This window comes from Gordonia oryzae (assembly GCF_003797185.1).
Classification (GTDB): Bacteria; Actinomycetota; Actinomycetes; order Mycobacteriales; family Mycobacteriaceae; genus Gordonia; species Gordonia oryzae.
Window position 1 is genome coordinate 363,520 of record NZ_RKMH01000001.1, and the last position, 18,390, is coordinate 381,909.

16 protein-coding genes are annotated in these 18,390 nt (G+C 66.9%); 12 read left to right on the forward strand and 4 right to left on the reverse strand.

Annotated features, from left to right (window positions below; genetic code table 11):
- Positions 1–83: 83 nt before the first annotated feature.
- Positions 84–1,856, forward strand: coding sequence for a hypothetical protein (locus tag EF294_RS01605; protein ID WP_246007605.1), 1,773 nt, complete (start codon positions 84–86; stop codon positions 1,854–1,856).
- 4 nt (positions 1,857–1,860) lie between these two features.
- Here EF294_RS01605 and EF294_RS01610 read toward each other — a convergent pair whose 3' ends face one another.
- Positions 1,861–2,649 (reverse strand): SDR family NAD(P)-dependent oxidoreductase, encoded by a 789-nt coding sequence (locus tag EF294_RS01610; RefSeq protein WP_123925257.1) that lies wholly within the window; start codon positions 2,647–2,649, stop codon positions 1,861–1,863.
- 57 nt (positions 2,650–2,706) lie between these two features.
- On the opposite strand from EF294_RS01610, the gene EF294_RS01615 reads away from it, so the two are divergent.
- Complete coding sequence (locus EF294_RS01615; protein ID WP_246007606.1) at positions 2,707–4,239, forward strand: flavin-containing monooxygenase; 1,533 nt, start codon at positions 2,707–2,709, stop codon at positions 4,237–4,239.
- Here the strand turns inward: EF294_RS01615 and EF294_RS01620 are convergent.
- The gene (locus tag EF294_RS01620) at positions 4,224–5,420 is read right to left on the reverse strand and encodes a nitrite/sulfite reductase (RefSeq protein WP_123925258.1); all 1,197 of its coding nucleotides are present in this window, start codon (positions 5,418–5,420) and stop codon (positions 4,224–4,226) included. The two genes, EF294_RS01615 and EF294_RS01620, sit on opposite strands and share 16 nt — an antisense overlap.
- A 203-nt stretch (positions 5,421–5,623) precedes the next feature.
- Here EF294_RS01620 and cobN point away from each other — a divergent pair, with 203 nt between their 5' ends.
- The 5 genes from cobN (at position 5,624) to EF294_RS01645 (ending at position 14,165) form a co-directional block, all read left to right on the forward strand.
- Positions 5,624–9,280: a cobaltochelatase subunit CobN gene (gene cobN, locus EF294_RS01625; protein WP_123925259.1), complete on the forward strand. Its 3,657-nt coding sequence runs from the start codon at positions 5,624–5,626 to the stop codon at positions 9,278–9,280.
- Positions 9,281–9,383: 103 nt separating this feature from the next.
- Positions 9,384–9,890, forward strand: coding sequence for an FxsA family protein (locus EF294_RS01630; protein WP_123925260.1), 507 nt, complete (start codon positions 9,384–9,386; stop codon positions 9,888–9,890).
- Between the two features lie 87 nt (positions 9,891–9,977).
- On the forward strand, positions 9,978–11,606 hold the full coding sequence (locus EF294_RS01635) for an amidohydrolase (RefSeq protein WP_123925261.1): 1,629 nt from the start codon (positions 9,978–9,980) through the stop codon (positions 11,604–11,606).
- The gene (lnt, locus tag EF294_RS01640; protein WP_123925262.1) at positions 11,603–13,378 is read left to right on the forward strand and encodes an apolipoprotein N-acyltransferase; all 1,776 of its coding nucleotides are present in this window, start codon (positions 11,603–11,605) and stop codon (positions 13,376–13,378) included. Before EF294_RS01635 ends, lnt begins: the two co-directional genes overlap by 4 nt.
- Positions 13,365–14,165 carry a polyprenol monophosphomannose synthase gene (locus EF294_RS01645; protein WP_123925263.1) on the forward strand — a complete coding sequence of 267 codons (801 nt, stop codon included), beginning with the start codon at positions 13,365–13,367 and terminating at the stop codon, positions 14,163–14,165. Before lnt ends, EF294_RS01645 begins: the two co-directional genes overlap by 14 nt.
- Before the next feature lie 176 nt (positions 14,166–14,341).
- On the opposite strand, the gene EF294_RS01650 is transcribed toward EF294_RS01645, so the two are convergent.
- On the reverse strand, positions 14,342–14,686 hold the full coding sequence (locus EF294_RS01650; protein WP_006372801.1) for an RNA polymerase-binding protein RbpA: 345 nt from the start codon (positions 14,684–14,686) through the stop codon (positions 14,342–14,344).
- 119 nt (positions 14,687–14,805) lie between these two features.
- Between EF294_RS01650 and EF294_RS01655 the strand changes: the two genes are divergently transcribed.
- The 5 genes from EF294_RS01655 (at position 14,806) to EF294_RS01680 (ending at position 18,162) form a co-directional block, all read left to right on the forward strand.
- Positions 14,806–15,171, forward strand: coding sequence for a hypothetical protein (locus EF294_RS01655; protein WP_185090898.1), 366 nt, complete (start codon positions 14,806–14,808; stop codon positions 15,169–15,171).
- Positions 15,168–15,980 carry an adenylate/guanylate cyclase domain-containing protein gene (locus tag EF294_RS01660; protein WP_123925265.1) on the forward strand — a complete coding sequence of 271 codons (813 nt, stop codon included), beginning with the start codon at positions 15,168–15,170 and terminating at the stop codon, positions 15,978–15,980. The genes EF294_RS01655 and EF294_RS01660 overlap by 4 nt, the downstream gene beginning before the upstream one ends.
- Before the next feature lie 321 nt (positions 15,981–16,301).
- Entirely contained in the window at positions 16,302–16,523 is a 222-nt protein-coding gene (locus EF294_RS01665; RefSeq protein ID WP_185090917.1) for a DUF3263 domain-containing protein, read from the forward strand.
- A 440-nt stretch (positions 16,524–16,963) separates the two neighbouring features.
- Positions 16,964–17,791, forward strand: coding sequence for a VOC family protein (locus EF294_RS01675; protein WP_123925267.1), 828 nt, complete (start codon positions 16,964–16,966; stop codon positions 17,789–17,791).
- On the forward strand, positions 17,788–18,162 hold the full coding sequence (locus EF294_RS01680) for a hypothetical protein (RefSeq protein WP_123925268.1): 375 nt from the start codon (positions 17,788–17,790) through the stop codon (positions 18,160–18,162). Before EF294_RS01675 ends, EF294_RS01680 begins: the two co-directional genes overlap by 4 nt.
- Before the next feature lie 33 nt (positions 18,163–18,195).
- Here EF294_RS01680 and EF294_RS21750 read toward each other — a convergent pair whose 3' ends face one another.
- Positions 18,196–18,387 carry a hypothetical protein gene (locus tag EF294_RS21750; protein ID WP_246007607.1) on the reverse strand — a complete coding sequence of 64 codons (192 nt, stop codon included), beginning with the start codon at positions 18,385–18,387 and terminating at the stop codon, positions 18,196–18,198.
- Positions 18,388–18,390: the final 3 nt, after the last annotated feature.

The window sequence follows — 18,390 nt, forward strand, 5'->3', positions numbered from 1 at the left end:
CAGATCATTCGGGGGACCAGCACCAATTTCATCGAATTGTCCAACCGCGATCCACGCGCGGCAACGGGAGGGAACACATACTGATGACGACAACAGCGGTGACGACAACAGCGATGACGACGACAGCGAGTCAGCGCTCACCGCACCGGGGTTCGCGATCGGTGGTCGCCGCCATGGCCGGTGCGGGAGTGGCCGCAGCGATCGGCGCGCAGGTCGCCGCGCCCGGCGCGCAGGCGCACGCCGAGGCATCCATCGCCAACATCCCGACGAACATCTACCAGACCTTGGCCAATATTCCCGCCGTGCAGTATCAGGCACTGCGACAAACCACCAAGGCGTTCAACGACTCCGGCAACTGGTGGGTGTACATCCCCACCAATGTGGTCGGCTTCGACCAGCAGGACTACGAGAAGGTCAAGGCGATCAGTCTGCTGCTGATGCCGGTGCCGTTGGTCGCGGATGCGCAATCAGAGCAACTCTGGATGACATTGGCCTCGTTCGCACCGATGACACCGAACTGCACCGGCGTTCCGGGGCCGTGTAGCGATCCGCTGTACTTCCTGCAGTACGGGCAGGTTCCGGCCTGGGAACTGGTGACGGGCTACACCTTCCCGGAAATCAGCAACACGATCGATCCCAACGACGCGACCTACACCACCGCTGACGGAACGGTGGTGAACATCCAGCCCTTCTGGTCGGGTGAGACGGTCCACCTCGATCTGCTCGGCCCGCTCAAGGCAGTGTGGGAAACTCTCACCCAGGACCCGACCGGCGTGCGGCAAGGGCCGACCACCGCACAGTGGGCCAGCGCCTACGGCGACTTCGCCAAAGCGGTGTGGAACGGGCTCAATCCGTTTGTGCCGGGCACGTTCTGCTTGCCGTGCCAGCTGTTCGGCGCGCAGGGCGCGCCCGGGTCGTTGCCGAAATTCGGGCTGTTCGGCAAGTACTACACGGCCTTCGACCTCGGCCAACAACTGACCGACGGCAACTGGGTGGACAATCCCGCCCCCGGTTACGACAATCCGGATCGCCCCGACTACGTCGAGGTCACCAACCTGTGGACCGCGCAGGCATGGGAGCAGATCTATGCCGACGCCATCACCTCAGTGGATCAGTCGCTCGCGATGATTCCACAACTGCCCACCCTGATCCCGCAGAATCTCGAAGCCTTCGCCACGCAGGTGGAAGCGTTCGCGAGACTGTTGGCCGCCAACGTAATCACCAACATCAACGGACTCGGCCAGGCAGCCGAGATGACCGGCACCTCGGCCGAGCAGCTCGCCACAATGATCGGTGAATCGATCCTGAACGCCGTGCCCTCCATCAGCTCTGCCACCACCAACACCGGTACCGCCGCACCTGCTCTCGCAGCGACATCGCCGACGAAGGCCGTCACGAGTTCGGTCACGCTGACCTCGGAGCAGGCATTGCGCGGTACGTCGGCGACGGCAGCCCCGGGTGACACGCCTGCCACGAGTTCGCCATCCACCACCGGTACAACCGCCCCCGCGCCGACTCCGAGGGAATCGACCACCACACCATCGAACCCGTCGACAACCACGAGCTCCGGTGCGCCGAGCGCCTCCGGTTCCGCGTCCGGTTCGAGCACCGGAAGTTCGAGCACAGCAAGCTCGAGCACAGCAAGCTCGGGAACGACAGACTCCGGGGCACTCGGCTCCGGCGCCGTGAGCACGTCGTCCTCCGGGGCAGCGTCGTCGGACGCACCTTCGTCGACCGCCTCGTCGTCCACAGGGTCGGGTGCATCCTCATCCGACGCATCCTCATCCGGCGGATCGTCGTCGAGCACCGGGTCGGCGCCATCCCCGTACGTCGGCAAGCATCGTGCCGCCGACTAGCCGGTCAGCGTTTGCTGCGCTGGCCGTCGCTGATGGCGGCCACCAGCCGGTCGCTGTGGGTGACACGGGCGAGCGCCGCCGAGGTGGCTGGTGCAAGTCCGCCGAGCGTCGTGGCCAGTCGCAGTGGCAAGGGCGCCACCGTGGTCTCGAGCCGATTGCGTTCGATGGCTCGGATCGTGGCGGCGCCCACTGCGGCAGCGGTGACCGTGCCCGCACGCGGCAGTCGCACCCGGGAATCGGCGATCATGCCGGCGTCACGCACCGGTCCGGGATAGATCGATGACACGCCGATCCCGTGGGGCCGCAGATCCTCCCGCAGCGCCAACGCGAACCCGCGAAGACCGAATTTCGTCGCGTTGTAGAGAGACGTGTTCGACGATACCGATTTTCCCGAGAGCGACGACATGAACACCAGGTGGCCACCTCCACGCGGAATCATTTGCGTCGCAGCCGCTTTGGCCATGAGGATCGGAGCCCTGAGGTTGATCTCGAGAGCGCGATCGATTTCGTCGGTCGCGTATTCCAGCACGGGCCCTGACGCCGGCAAGCCGGCGTTGGCGACGAGGATGTCGACGCGACCGGCTTGTGCGATCACCTCGGCCGGGGCTTCCGGCTCGGTCAGATCGGCGATGATCACCCGGCCGCCCACTCGATCGGCGAGCTCGGCGAGCGCATCGGAGCGCCGCCCGGTGAGTGTCAGCTGGGCCCCGCGACGGGCCAGCGCGATCGCCAGGAATTTGCCGATCCCGCCGGAGGCGCCGGTGAGGAGCACGTGCGCATTCGAGACGTCCATATCGACCAGAGTAGGCAGCCCGATACGCGAGTCGTCAACTCCCACAGGAAGGTAGTTATGAATTCCGCGGACCAACAGTCACCAGAGAAGGGCTATTCATCGCAGCCGGGACCCGAACTCCACGACGTGATCATCGTCGGTGCGGGATTCGGCGGGATCGGTGCCGCGATCGCCCTGAAACGACTCGGTTATGAGAACTTCGTCATTCTCGAGCGCGAGGACGACCTCGGCGGCACGTGGCACGTGAATCGATACCCCGGTCTGGCCGTGGATGTTCCGTCGCCCACCTTCTCATTTTGGTTTGAGCCGAACCCCAACTGGTCGCGGTTGTACGCGCCGGGAACAGAACTCAAGCAGTACGCGGTCGACGTCGCCGACAAGTACGATGTCCGGCGGCACATGAGATTCGGTGTCTGTGTCGACGGCGCGCGGTGGGATGCCGAGACCAACACCTGGCGTGTCGACCTCGCCGGCGGGGCCACGATGACGACGCGATTCCTTATGTGCGCCACCGGATTTCTGTCCCAGCCCGCCACCCCCGACATCCCCGGTATCGATACCTTCGCCGGGCGGGTGATGTATGCGTCACGGTGGGATTCCGACTACGATTTCGCCGGCAAGCGCGCGGCGGTGATCGGGACTGGATCGACTGCGGTGCAACTGATTCCGGAGATTGCCGATCTCACTGAGGAGTTGACGGTCTATCAGCGCACGCCGATGTGGGTGATGCCCAAACTCGACGCACCCATCCCCGCTCCGGTGCGCGCTCTGTTCCGGCGGGTCCCGGCCAGTCAACGGGCGATGCGCTGGGTCACCGATGTGACCCAGGAGATGGCCATGCTGATCGCGATGTGGCGTTTCCGACGATTTCGCCGCGTCAACGAGGCCGTCAAACGTATTGCCGCGCTCTTCCGGCATCTGCAGGTGCGTGATGCGCAGATGCGTCGCGACCTCACACCCGCCTACGACTACGGCTGCAAACGCCCTACGGTCTCCAACGACTACTATCGCACGCTCGCACGCGAGGACGTGAACCTCGACACCACCGGGATCGATCACATCGAGCCCGACGGGATCGTCACCGCCGACGGCCGTATCCGTGAGATCGACGTCCTGATCCTCGCCACCGGATTCGACGTGTGGGAGAAGAATCTCCCGGCGATCGAGGTGATCGGACGCGACGGTCGCAATCTCGGAAAGTGGTGGCGGGAAACCGCATTCGCCGCCTACGAGGGTCTGACGATGCCCTACTTCCCGAACTTCTTGAACTCCGCCGGCCCCTACTCGTGGGTGGGTTTGTCCTGGTTCACCACGGTCGAATGCCAGATGCGGCATATCACGCGGCTTTTCGGGGAGGTCCGACGCCGGGATGCAGCCTCCTTCGAGGTCCGTGAAGAGGCCAACGAGAAGTTTCTTGACGACATGACCACCCGGATTGCCGATTCTGTGTTTGCCCTTGGCAACTGCGCTCGGTCACGTTCGTACTGGTTCAACGCCAAGGGGGAGACCCCGTTGTTCCGGCCGACCTCTGTGGCCGAGGCGGTGCGGGCACAGGACACGTTTCCGCTCGAGGACTACCTGTTCTCGTGAACCCGGCGCGTGTGATAGCCGTCGGGGCCGGCCTCTACCCGCAGATGTGGCTCGGTGGGGGAGCCGCATCTGCGCTCGCACCCGACCCAGTGCTCGCGGTCGGTCACCGGCTCACCAACCGCGACCCGGTTTACGAGATCGGTACGCACCGGCGCGTGCGCATTGGCGCATCCCGGGGCCCCGGCACACGAAGTGACCCGCACCCAGGGTGAGGCGGCGTCGAAGATCAGGCCCATTGGCGCGAGGACGCGGACAACGGTCTCGGCGATCGACTCGGTCAGATCGCAGAGAAGGATTTCCCGGTCGGTGGTGATCGTGATCGGTGCCCCGACGGCAGCCAGGAACTCGGCGAGCCGCGACGGCAGTCGACCCAGCTCGACGACCGCACCGAGCAGTACCCGGCCGTCGTCCTGCCCGAACCATCCGACGATCGGTTCCGGCGTCGCCGCGTTTGTCCACGTCTGGAGTCCGGGTGGTCCGAGGCGGCGCCGGGCCGTGTCGATCACCGACACGCGCGCCGCCGCGTCGAGATCGCGGATGCGCCAGCGGCGCGGCGCGGTCAGCGCCGCCATGGCGCGCGCAACGTCGAGGAGCGCCGGCGCGACAGCCGCGGTCGCATCGACCGAACCGGCCACCTCACCGTCGACCACGATGTCGGCCACCCCGTCCTGCGCCGGATGGCGCAGGACGGCACACACATCGGGCCGGCGACGCACCACGTCACCGCGTCCGTCGTCCACCCCGAACAGAAACCTGCCCGAGAGACCGTCGAGTCCATCGGCACGACGCAGTTCGGCATCGAGCGCGTCGGCGATCGGCGACGCATCGGCGTGCCCCCCGATCCGGCCGGTCAGCGGACTCACCACGATGTTGCGGATCTTCTCCCGGCCGCCGACGTCGACACCCCCGACCCCGTCGTCGGATAGCAGCCCGGCCGCGGTCAGTGCGTCCGCGACGGGCTCGAGGTCGCTGATCCCGCGTAGCTGGATATTGGCGCGCGCAGTCAGCTCGAGGTACCCGTCACCGTGCTCGGCACTGACCTCGGCCAAAGTCTGCAGCTGTGCGGCGGTGAGCACCCCGCCGGGCAGTCGGATCCGCGCGAGTGCGCCGTCGGCGGCCGGGTGCGGAGTGAACACACCGGGACACCGGTCCTCGGCGCTGCGCTGACGGGGTTCGGTCACGGGATTCAGCGTAGACGTGGGTGTGGGCCGCCCACGGTGCCTGCACTACGCTCCAACCACACGTCCAGTGCATCAGAAGCCGGTGCGAGTCCGGCGCGGTCGCGCCACTGTGTCGGGGGTGTCCACAGATGCGCCCGGAGTCAGACCTGTCGCTGGGCACCCCGACCACACGACCGGGCGCGCCACCCCGGTGAGGAGTTCTCATGATTGTGTTGCTGTCGACCTCCGACACCGACCTCATCACTGCCCATGCCGGTACCGCCGACTACGCGATCGCCAATCCGTCGCGGCTGCTGGTCGATGACATCGCCGATCTCCTCGCGCCGGCCGACATCGTCGTCGTGCGAATCCTCGGCGGGCGTCGCGCGTGGGAAGACGGACTGGAAGCTGTACTGGCCGCCGGTCGCCCGGTCGTCGTCCTGTCCGGTGAGCAGCAGCCCGACCCCGATCTGATGGCGTGCTCCACGGTTCCCGCCGGAGTTGCCCAGCAGGCCCACAACTACCTCGCGGCGGGGGGCGTGAGCAATCTGGAGAACCTGCACAACTTCCTCTCCGACACCCTGCTGCTCACCGGCCTCGGCTTCGATCCACCCGCCCAGACCCCCGCCTGGGGAATCCTCGATCGAGCCGGCACCAGGCGGGCAGAGGCTGCCCATGCGGGCGGGGACGGGTCGTCTCCGACAATCGCCGTGCTCTACTACCGGGCGCAGCATCTGGCGGGCAACACTGCCTACATCGACGCGTTGTGCCGCGCCATCGAGGACACCGGCGCCCGCGCACTGCCGGTGTTCTGCGCGTCGCTGCGTACCGCTCCCGACGATCTCATCGAGCTGCTCGGTACCGCCGACACGCTCGTCGTCACCGTCCTCGCGGCCGGCGGCGCCACCCCGGCCACCGCGTCGGCGGGCGGTGACGACGATGCCTGGAACATCGAACGCCTCGCCGCCCTGGATATCCCGATCCTGCAGGGCCTATGCCTGACGTCCTCGCGGGCCGACTGGGACTCCAACGACGACGGTCTCTCGCCACTCGATGTCGCCACTCAGGTCGCAGTGCCCGAGTTCGATGGTCGGATCATCACGGTGCCGTTCTCGTTCAAGGAGTTCGACGAGAACGGGCTGCCCACCTATCGTCCCGACCCCGAGCGGTGTGCACGGGTCGCGGGCATCGCCGTGGCCCATGCCCGGTTGCGCCACACCCCCGCGGCCCGACGCCGTATCGCGTTGATGCTCTCGGCATATCCGACCAAGCACGCCCGCATCGGCAACGCCGTGGGTCTGGACACCCCGCGCAGTCTGGTGTCGTTGCTCCGGGCCTTACGGGACGCGGGATACGACATCGGCCCGCAATCCGGCCCGGACGCCATTCCCGGTCTGGCCGAGGATGATTCCGATGCCCTGATCCATGCCATCATCGCCGCGGGCGGTCAGGACGCGGAATGGCTGACCGAGGAGTCGTTGGCCGCCAACCCGATTCGGGTGTCCGCGGCGGACTATTCCCGCTGGTTCGCGACGCTGCCCGCCACGTTGCGTTCGGCCGTGACCACACACTGGGGGCCGCCGCCGGGGGAGTTGTTCGTTGATCGCTCGACCAATCCCGAGGGTGACATCGTTGTCGCCGCACTAGTTTTCGGCAACACTGCGATCATGGTGCAGCCACCACGCGGATTCGGGGAGAATCCGGTCGCGATCTATCACGACCCGGATCTGCCACCGTCGCACCATTATCTGGCGTCATATCGATGGGTCGCCGGGCGGGCGGACCGAGCGGGCGACATACCGGGCTTCGGCGCCGACGCGGTGGTGCACATCGGCAAACACGGCAACTTGGAATGGTTACCCGGCAAGACACTTGGCATGTCCTCGGACTGCGGGACCGACGCCGCCCTCGGCGATCTCCCACTGGTGTACCCGTTCCTCGTCAACGATCCCGGCGAGGGCACCCAGGCGAAGCGACGCGCCCATGCGGTGCTCGTCGATCATCTGATCCCGCCGATGGCGCGCGCCGAGTCCTACGGCGACATCGCCCGCCTCGAGCAACTCCTCGACGAGCACGCCAACATCTCCACCCTCGATCCAGCCAAGCTGCCGGCCATCCGTCAGCAGATCTGGACATTGCTCACCGCGGCGCAGATGCATCAGGATCTCGGGCTGACCGAGCGCCCCGACGAAGAGGTCTTCGACGACATGCTTCTGCATGTCGACGGCTGGCTCTGTGAGATCAAGGACGTGCAGATTCGTGACGGACTGCACGTGCTCGGGCAGGCTCCCGCCGACGAGCACGAGGTCGACCTGGTCCTTGCGATGCTGCGTGCCCGACAGTTGTGGGGCGGGAGGGCGGCCCTCCCGGGATTGCGTGAGGCGCTGGGGCTGACCGAGGGCAGCGGCGAAGCCGCGCGCACCGACGTCGACGCGGTCGAACACCTCGCCCGCGAGCTCGTGCAGTCGTGCGCGGCGGGGGACTGGTCGGAGCAGACGGTCGCCGAGGTGGCCGTCGGACATCCGCCCGCGGTCGCCGACATCCTGCGCTTCGCGGCCACCGAGGTCGTCCCGCGGCTGCGCCAGACCTCTCAGGAGATCCCGCGCGTGCTGCACGCCCTCGACGGTGGTTTCATCCCGGCCGGGCCCAGCGGATCGCCGCTGCGTGGTCTGATCAATGTGTTACCCACCGGCCGCAATTTCTATTCGGTCGACCCCAAGGCCGTGCCCTCCCGCCTCGCGTGGGAGACAGGGCGGGCGATGGCCGATTCTCTGCTCGAGCGCTATCTCCGCGACCACGGCGAGTACCCCGCGTCGGTCGGGCTGTCGGTGTGGGGCACCAGTGCGATGCGTACCTCGGGCGACGACATCGCCGAGGTGCTCGCGCTGCTCGGCGTCATGCCCGTGTGGGACGAGGCGTCGCGTCGGGTGTCGGCGCTCGAACTGATCGACCTGCCCGAACTCGGCCGGCCCCGGATCGACGTGACCGTCCGTATCTCCGGCTTCTTCCGAGACGCGTTCCCGCATGTGGTCACCATGCTCGACGATGCGGTCGCACTCGCCGCCGATGCCGACGAGCCCGATGTCTCCAATTTCGTTGCGGCCCATGCTCGTGCCGCACTGGCCGAGCACGGCGACCGGCGTCGGGCCACCACCCGTATCTTCGGGTCCAAACCTGGAACCTACGGTGCCGGTCTGCTCGAGCTGATCGATTCGCGCGACTGGCGTACCGACGACGATCTGGCACGGGTCTACACCGAATGGGGTGGGTACGCCTACGGGCGTGACCTGTCGGGTATCCCGGCGGTCGACGACATGCGCAGCGCCTACCGGCGGATCTCGGTGGCCGCCAAGAACACCGACACCCGCGAGCACGACATCGCCGACTCCGATGACTATTTCCAGTACCACGGCGGCATGGTAGCGACGGTGCGCGCGTTGACGGGTCGCTCTCCGGAGGCCTACATCGGCGACTCCACCCGCCCGGACGCCGTGCGCACACGCACGCTGTCGGAGGAGACCAGTCGCGTGTTCCGGGCGCGCGTGGTGAACCCCCGGTGGATCTCGGCGATGCAGCGCCACGGGTACAAGGGCGCCTTCGAGATGGCGGCCACCGTCGACTATCTCTTCGGCTATGACGCCACCACCGACGTCGTCGCCGACTGGATGTATGAGAAGCTCACCGAGTCCTACGTCCTCGATGAGCACAATCAGAAGTTCATGGCGGAGTCGAACCCGTGGGCGCTGCACGGCATTGCCGAACGACTGCTCGAGGCCGTCGAGCGCGACATGTGGCACGAGCCACCCGCGCAGATGCTCGACGACCTCCGGTCGGTGTATCTGCAGACCGAGGGTGACATCGAGGGCCGCGACGGCGAGTAGCGCGGGTTTCACAGCATTTCCCAGAACTGGTGGGCCCGGGTTGCGGAGCAAAACCGGCGTCTCGTTCGTTGAGCGGTGCAGACACGCAACGAAAGGACGATCCATGCGACTCGCCTATGCCCTCCTCTATCTCGCCGTCGAGATCGGCGTGTTCGTGGCGATGACCATGAGCGTCGGCTTCGGGTGGGCGGTGCTCATCACCGTCGCTGCGTCCGTCGTCGGCTTTCTCATGCTGCGCTGGCAGGGAGCGAAGCTCTTCGGCGAGCTCCGACGTGCCGCCCGCAACGAGGTCGACGCGCGGACACCCCTCGCCGACACCGCCATCATGGCCGGATCCTCGATCCTGCTGGTCATTCCCGGCGTGGTCTCTACACTGGCCGGAATCGTGCTGCTCGCACCGCCCACCCGACGCCTGGTCCGGCCCGCGGTGACCGCGTTCGGCGCCCGCCGTCTCGTGGTGGCGATGGATCGCGCCGGAATCTATGCGACCTCGGGTTTTCGACGTGGCTCCGTCATCGACGGCACCGTCGTCGATTCGCCCGCTCCCGGCGATCCGGCGCATGCAGGTGCCACCTCGGCCCGCGACCGGCACCTGCCGCCCGGACACTGATCACCGACCCGAGCCTCACTGCACCAAACCCCCCGGCACCAAACCCCCCGGCACCTTCCGACCCCACTCAGGGCACACTGGACGATCGTGGCTACCGAACTCCTGCTCGGCGGACTCGTCTATTCGTCGAGCGTTCCCGACGCGACCGCGCTCGCCGTCACCGACGGCGTCGTGACGTGGGTCGGCTCCGACGCCGTGGGCCGAGCCCTGCACCCCGATGCCCGGGTCACCGATCTGGCCGGGCGCTTCGTCGCACCCGCATTCGTCGATTCCCATGTGCATCTGACGTCGACTGGACTGGCCCTGGATGGATTGACACTGAGTGAGTCCACCAGCCGTACCGATTGTCTCGGCCGCCTCGCGGCCGCAGCGGCCGGAGCCGACGAGAACGAGCTGATCTGGGGGCTCGGGTGGGACGATTCCACCTGGGCGGGCGTCGATCCGGATGACCGCAGATGTCCCACCACCGCCGAGATAGACGCCGTCGTCGGTCATCGTCCGGTGTATCTCGCGCGCATCGACGAGCACTCGGCGGTCGCCTCCACCGCGCTGCGCCGGTTGGTCACCGACCTTGACGCCGCCGAGGGATACGACCCCGATGGACCGCTTGTCGCCCACGCACATCACCTCGTGCGTGCCGCTGCCCGCACGCTGGTGACCGCTGCGACCCGCGCCCGGTGGCAGCGCCGGGCACTGGACGCCGCGGCCGCCGCCGGAGTGGTGGCGGTACACGAGAACGGCGGACCCGAGATCGCGGGCCTCGACGATTTCCTCGCCCTGGCCGACCTCGAGCATCCGGTCGAGGTGCGCCGCTATTGGGGCCAGGCGGCGCAGGACGCCGATCAAGCCGCCGAACTTCTCTCCATCACTCGCGCCGACGGCCTGGCCGGCGATCTGTTCGTCGATGGGGCCCTCGGCTCGCATACCGCCTGGTTACGCGAGCCCTACACCGACGATCCGGACACCAGCGGTATCAACTATCTCGAGCCCGAGACCGCCCGTAGGCATATCCACGCCTGCACCCTGGCCGGCGTGCAGGCGGGCTTCCATGTGATCGGCGACGCCGCGACCAAGATGGTTGTCGCCGCGTTCGCCTCGGTCGCCGACGAACTCGGAACACCGGCTCTGGCGCGCTGCGCCCACCGGCTCGAACACGTCGAGATGACCGACGCCACCGACGCAGCGATCCTCGCCCGCTGCGGGGTGATCGCAAGTATGCAGCCGCTGTTCGACGCCGAATGGGGTGGACCTGAACGGCTGTATGCCCAACGGCTCGGGCCTCGCGCCGACGGCCTCAATGATTTCGCGATGCTCGCCAAAGCCGGTGTGGCGCTCTCGTTTTCCTCCGATTCGCCGGTGTCGACGATCGACCCGTGGGCATCCATCCGAGCCGCGGTACACCCACATCGGGCGTCGTCGGCGATTTCGGCGCGGGCGGCATTCGGCGCCTGCACACGCGGCGCGTGGCGCGCCGGCGGCGTGCATGACGGACTGACCGGCACGCTGGAACCCGGTGCGCGGGCCGACTATGCGGTGTGGGAAGCCGACGACCTCGTGGTTGCCGGCTCGCACGCCGGGGTGCAGCGGTGGTCGACGGATCCGCGGTCGCGTGTACCCGCACTGCCCGACGTCTCACCCGATGCCCGGCTGCCACGATGCGTGCGGACCGTCCGCGCCGGGTCGATCATTTACGATGCCGACGGAGGCGGTCGGTGACGCCGGCATCGGGAACCGGCGCCGTCCCCGGGACCGATGCCAATGCGGATCGCACCGCCGGTACCACGCAGAACTCACCGCGGCGCTGGGATCGGCTGGCCGACCGTTGGACCACCGCCTCGCCCGCCGCACGCCGCCGAACGCTGTGGGCGGTACGCACCGTCCTCGCAGCCCTGGCCGGGCTCGCCATGTTCTCGGCCTTCCCGCCCCGCAACTGGTGGTTCATGGCGGTGGTGTCACTCGGACTGCTCTACGGGCTGCTGGCTGAGGGTCGTCCCCGCGCGCGGAGCGGGGCCTGGATCGGCTTTGTCTACGGCCTCGGGTTCTTCGTCGCGCTGCTGCCCTGGATCGGTGTGTACGTCGGACCCCTGCCGTGGTTGGCGCTCGCCGCCGCGCTCGCCGCCTACCTGGCCCTGTTCGGGGTGTGCGCGACGCTGACGATGCGACTGCCCGTGCCGCCGTTGTGGTTCGCATTGTCGTGGGTATTGGTCGAGGGACTGCGGTCGTCCTTTCCCTTCGGTGGATTCCCTTGGGGACGAACCGCATTCAGTCAGGTCGACGGCCCGTTGCTGCCGCTGGCGTCGGTCCTCGGGGCGCCCGGGGTATCTGGGGCGGTTGCACTGTTCGGCGCATCCGCGGTCTGGGTGATTCAGCTCGCCACCCGCCGAGAAGCCGCCGTCGGCATGGGCACCCGATCCACTGTCGTCCGGAGCGCCGCACTGGGCGTCGTCCTTGCCTTGCTCGCGCCGATCTCGGCGATCGCGTTGCTGCCAGACACCGTCGACCGCAATGTTTCAGGTGCCTCGGCACAGATTGCGGCGGTCCAGGGCAATGTGCCGCGACTGGGACTCCAGTTCAACGCCCAGCGGCGCGCCGTTCTCGACAACCATGTCCGAGAAACCATGACGCTCGCCGACGAGATCAACGCCGGCCACATCGAGCAACCCTCGTTCGTCGCCTGGCCCGAAAACGCCTCCGACATCGATCCGCTGGCCAATCCCGACGCCGCCGCAGAGATCACCGCGGCCTCCGACGCCGTCGGCGCACCGATCCTGGTGGGCACGCTGATCGTCGAACCAGACGGCCGTCCGACCAACACCGTGCTGGTGTGGGACGGCAGCCGTGGCCCCATCGCGCGGTACGACAAGCACATCATCCAGCCTTTCGGCGAATACCTGCCGTGGCGTCCGTTCTTCCGGGTGTTCTCGTCCTACGCCGACATGGCAGGCAACTTCCGCCCCGGCACCGGTTCGTCGGTGCTGACCGTGCCGGGACGTTCCGGCGACGTCACCGTCGGGGTCACCACGTGTTGGGAGGTCGCCTTCGACCGGGCCGCACGCGATGCGGTCGATCAGGGCGCCCAGATCCTGTACGTACCCACCAACAACGCCACGTTCGGTCGCACGAACATGACCTATCAGCAGCTCGCGATGTCGCAATTCCGGGCGGTCGAGCACGGTCGGGCCGTAATTGTGGCCGCGACCAGCGGAGTCAGCGCGCTCATCGAACCGGACGGAACGACGACGTCGGAATCGGACATCTTCACCCCGGCGATTCTCGCCGATCGGCTTCCATTGAGTTCCGCCACGACGATCGCCACCCGTCTGGGAGCATGGCCGGAACGCATCGCGATGCTCCTCGCGGTGGTGGCGCTTTTGGTCGCGGTGGCAATGCGTACTAGGTTCACTCAGAGATTCACGGCGGTGCGGCCTCATCAGGGTGCCGACCCCGCCCCGGAGAAGTCGGAGGAGTACGCCGGTGACGAACAGTGACCGATCACCCGCCGGTGGTGTCGAGCGACCCACCGTGGTCGGGCCCGATGGCGAGAAGGCTCTGGTTGTCATCCCGACCTTCAACGAGCGCGAGAACCTGCCCCTCATCATCGGTCGCCTGCAGACCACGCTGAGCGCCATCCACGTGCTCGTCGTCGACGACTCCAGCCCGGACGGCACCGGTGAGGTCGCCGACGAGTTGGCCGCCGGCGATGCCGCGGGCCGTATCCACGTCCTGCACCGGGCCGACAAGGACGGACTGGGCAAGGCATACCTGGCCGGATTCGACTGGGGGCTCACGCGTGACTACGAGGTCGTCATCGAGATGGATGCCGACGGCAGCCACGCCCCCGAACAACTGCCCGCTCTGCTTGCGACGATCAACGACGGCGCCGATCTGGTCATCGGCTCGCGCTACGTCCGGGGCGGCGAATTGGTCAACTGGCCGCGTCGGCGCGAGATACTGTCCCGCGGCGCCAACACCTACGCGCGTGTCGCGCTCGGTGCCGGAATCCACGACATCACGGCCGGTTACCGCGCGTACCGCCGTGCGGTGCTGGAGAAAATCAGCCTCGATACCGTCGAATCCGCCGGGTACTGCTTCCAGATCGACCTGGCATGGCGGTCGATCCAGGCGGGCTTCGACGTGCGCGAGGTTCCGATCACCTTCACCGAGCGCGAGATCGGTCAGTCGAAGATGAGCGGTGGCGTCATGTCGGAGGCATTCGTCAAGGTGTTCCGCTGGGGTGTGCAAAGTCGGCTTGCCCAACTCGGCGTTCGGCGCTGACGCCACCAGACAGACAGACAGAACGACGGGCGGCCCAGGAGGACAATCTCCCAGGGCCGCCCGTCGTCAGTGTGCCTGAGTCGGCGATGATCAGACGATCAGTTCGTCGCTCCGCTGAGCTCGATCAGTTCGTCGCTCCGCTGAGCTCGATCAGTTCGTCGCTCCGCTGAGCTCGATCAGTTCGTCGCTCCGCGACGGCGCTGCTTGAGCAGGTCGAGGCGCTCATTGAGCAAGACCTCGAGCTCTTCCTCGCTGCGCCGCTCGAGCAACATGTCCCAGTGGGTACGCGGCGGCTTGCCCTTCTTCTCCTCGGGCTCGGCGCCCTCGAGGATGGTGCCCTCCATGCCGTTCTTGCACGGCCACTTCGACGGCACCTCGGCGTCGTCGGCGAACGGGACATCGAAGATCTCCCCGTTGTCGGTGCGATATTGGACAATCCGCCGCGGCGCGAGATCGTGATCACGATCGGTTTCGTAGCTCACCGCACCGAGGCGGCTACCCCGAAGTACTCGATCTGCCATTTGCTACTGCTTTCCTCTCGGCTTGCTCGCTGACCAAACCAGCTGCTGAACAGAACCATTCTACTCTTCTTGATTCGTGACCCCCGACGCACGCGACACCGACCTCTGCCTGTGTCGCGATGAGTACCGCGCACGGTACGGTCTGTGCCGTGGATGCGATCCGTTCCCGGCGAACCTACGCGTGCGCGTGGTGCGGCTCGATCATGACCGATTCCGAGATGGGTCGGCGCCGCAAGTACTGCAAACGCTCATGTCGACAGCGAGCGTACGAACAGAGAGCGCTCGTAGCGGGCACCTCTATTCCCGACGATGCGGTCATCTTGTCCTCCGCCGAGGTCGCGGAGTTCGGGGACCGGATGTTCGCCCTGCGATGTGCCGCCGAGGATCTCGCCACCGCGGTGGGCGAAGACGCCGATCGCGCCACTCTGTCCGGTCTCGCCGATGATCTATTGTCCTTGGCGCGAGACGCGGAGCGACTGCGGTGAACGCCGGCGGCACTCCCGACTCACCCGACCCGAATCCCGAACCGCCACCGCTGAGTGCCCGGGCCGCAGATGCCCTCGCCCGCGCCGACGCCAATTCCACCGGTATCCGGGCGATCCGCGCGGTCCGCGGGTTGCTGCCGGACGCACCACCATCGATCACCGACTCCGGACCGTCGGACCGGCTGGCTCGGTTGATCGCCGGCGCCAGATCTGAAAAGCCAAGTGCCACCAGAGAGTTGGGCCTCGCCGCGGTACAGGCCTGGCAATCGCTGACCCGGCGGCGCGGGCACTCCGCGGACACTCCGATCGAGGTGACCATTCTGTTCACCGACCTCGTGGCATTCTCCACCTGGGCTCTCGCGGCCGGCGATGACCAGGTGCTGCGTCTCTTGCGCGAGGTGAATATCTCAACCGAGCAGGTGATCCGGCAGCATGACGGCCGGATCGTCAAGAACCTCGGGGACGGGGTCATGGCGTTGTTCACCGATCCCGACGAGGCGATCGCGGCCGCCTACGAGGCAATCGGCGCGGTCAGCTCGCTCACGATCGACGGTTACCGCCCTCAGTTGCGGGCCGGCCTGCACACCGGTACACCTCGCGCGGTGGGCGACGATGTCGTCGGTGTCGACGTCAACATCGCGGCGCGCGTTGCCGGTGCCGCCGGGGCGGGCGAATTGCTCATCAGTGACGTGACTCTCAACAGCGTCGACCCGCACCGCTACACACGTCGTCGGCGCCGACGTTTCAAGGCCAAGGGTGTCCCCAGGGAACTGACCGTATACGCGGTGGTTCCCCGATACGACGCATAGGGCAGCGGGTCCGACCGGTTCCCGCCGACCGCGTCGCGACGCTTGACCCCACGATGAGGGATAGGTACTCCCAGATAGTTCCTGCACGCCCACCACAGCGAGAAGGCACGACGTGGTCGGCCAGTGCGACAAGGTGTTTCGATGCCGGTGGAAAGGGCTCGCGGCGATTAACCTCAGCGGTGCACAAATGACTGCCCTCGGTCACCGTCGCGGTGTACAAAGGACGTCAACCGCACTCCGCGACATTCTCGGACGAGCCAAGACCGAGAGTGTTCTGAGTGCACGGGAACACCACGATGGTTGGGCGGCACCATGACAGTGATCAACAATAAGCAACAGCAGATGATCGACTTCGAGACGAGTTGGTACACATTGGGCGGCGGGTCGTCCCGTGAGATCACCGAGCAGTTCGGGCTGACCGATCGTGACTTCTTCGCGCAAGTGGATCAGCTCGTTGACGAGGCACCACCGATCGGGCTGAGCAATTCGGAATTGCTGCGGATGCGCCAAGTGATCCGCCGACGGTTGTGGATGGCGCGCTGACGCGGTGACATGCCGACGGGGATGGCAGGCTGGATATGTGCCCACCCGATCAGGCAAGCACCCGGATGCTTGCGTTCGACACAAGACATCGACGCACTGTTGTGCATCGCCGGTGCTGCTGAGATGACACCGTTCTCCGACGACGACCTCGAGCAGTTCTATCGGGGTATCGAGTCCAGGACCGACGCGACGCCGCGGCATCCACGGCGGTCGGCGCCGGTGTATCGGCCATGTCCCACGCCAGATAAGGACGCATTCGGCTCAGAGGCGGCAGCCAATGAGGGGATCGGCCGGATTCGGCAGGTCGGTCGGCGTGCGCCGACACTGCGGTGTTATCGCTGTGACTGCGGGTCATGGCATATCACCAGCAGCCCACCGCGCGTGCAACCACCCGCGCGGGACCGTCGCGGCCGACACCGACGATGAGGAGTGCTTCTCCGATGGCCGACACTGACATCCCGAGCGGGATCGAGACCGGACTCACCGACACGGCACCGACCGGACCGCCCAATCCGGTTGCCGTTGTCGACCTCGGCACACCCGACGTCGATGCATCGGCCGCGGCATATGCGAGACTGCTGGGCTTGCCGCAGCCGACTGTTGACATGGACGTATCTACAGCACGAATCCGACTGCGAACCAACACATCCGGCGATCAGAACCGGATACTCTTCGGGGTCCCCGACGCCGACGGCCATGTACGTCTGCTCCGTCGGCGTGGGCTGGATCTGTCGGAGCCGACGGGAGCCGAGATGGCCGGGGAGTGGCATGTCGATACCATGCCCTTCGGGGTCACGCCGGCCGAACCGGTGACCGATCCAGCGCGGACGGCGTCGTCACCCGAGGTCGCCGCTGACATCGCCGGCATCGATCATCTGGTGTTCTCCAGCCCTGATCGCAACCTTGCGGTCGCGTTGTTCGGTGCCACGCTCGGACTGGATTTCCGGCTCGACCGCCGAGTCGTCCACGGTCTGCGGCACTTGTTCTTCCGCCTGGGTGATCTCGTCATTGAAGTTGTCGTCTCTGACAGTGCGCCCGCCGACGAGCCCATCCGCCTGTGGGGTGTTGCGTGGGGGAGCACCGACATGGTGGCCACCCATCGTCGCCTGACCGACGCCGGAGTCGGCATCTCCGAGGTCCGAGAAGGCCGTGCACCGGGTACCACGGTGGCCACCATCAACGACGACGCGCTTGCGACACGGTCGATCATCATCGGCACTGACCACCCACGCCCTACCGCATCCGTCCACGACGAAGGAGTCCGATGAGCCTGTTCACCTCCGCAGCAGCGCTGACCAACAAGGCGGTCATACCGGTGTTCGGGTTACCGGTCGTGGGTCCGGCGCTGGGCAGGTCGATGACCGTGGTGACCTACACCGGCCGTCGGTCGGGCGCCGTGTTCCGGCTGCCGGTCGCATATCGACGCGGCACTGCGACCTCCGCGGACGGGGTACCCCGTGACACCGTCCTGATCGGGGTGGCGCTGCCGGAGAAGAAGACGTGGTGGCGCAACTTCACCGGGAGCGGTGGACCGCTGTCGCTATTGCTCGACGGCGCCGAGCGGACGGGACACGCTGTCGCGACACGCGCCAAGAAGGGTTCGGTGTCGGTGCGGGTGGTGCTCGACCGGGTCGGCTGAGTGCGGCGCCCGCCTCTGCGTTGCTCCTGAACGTCACGACGAGACCCGGCCGGCGGCCGCAGGCTTGTCGACCGGCATCACCAGTGCGGTGAGTTCGCCACGATCGGCCGAGCGGATTGTGGCGGTCTGATCTCCATCGCGGAGTTCGACGAGTATGTCCGCACAGATCGCGCTGCCGATCGCCGGATAGAGCGTCGGCATCCCGAACCAGAGGGTCAGTGGCACACC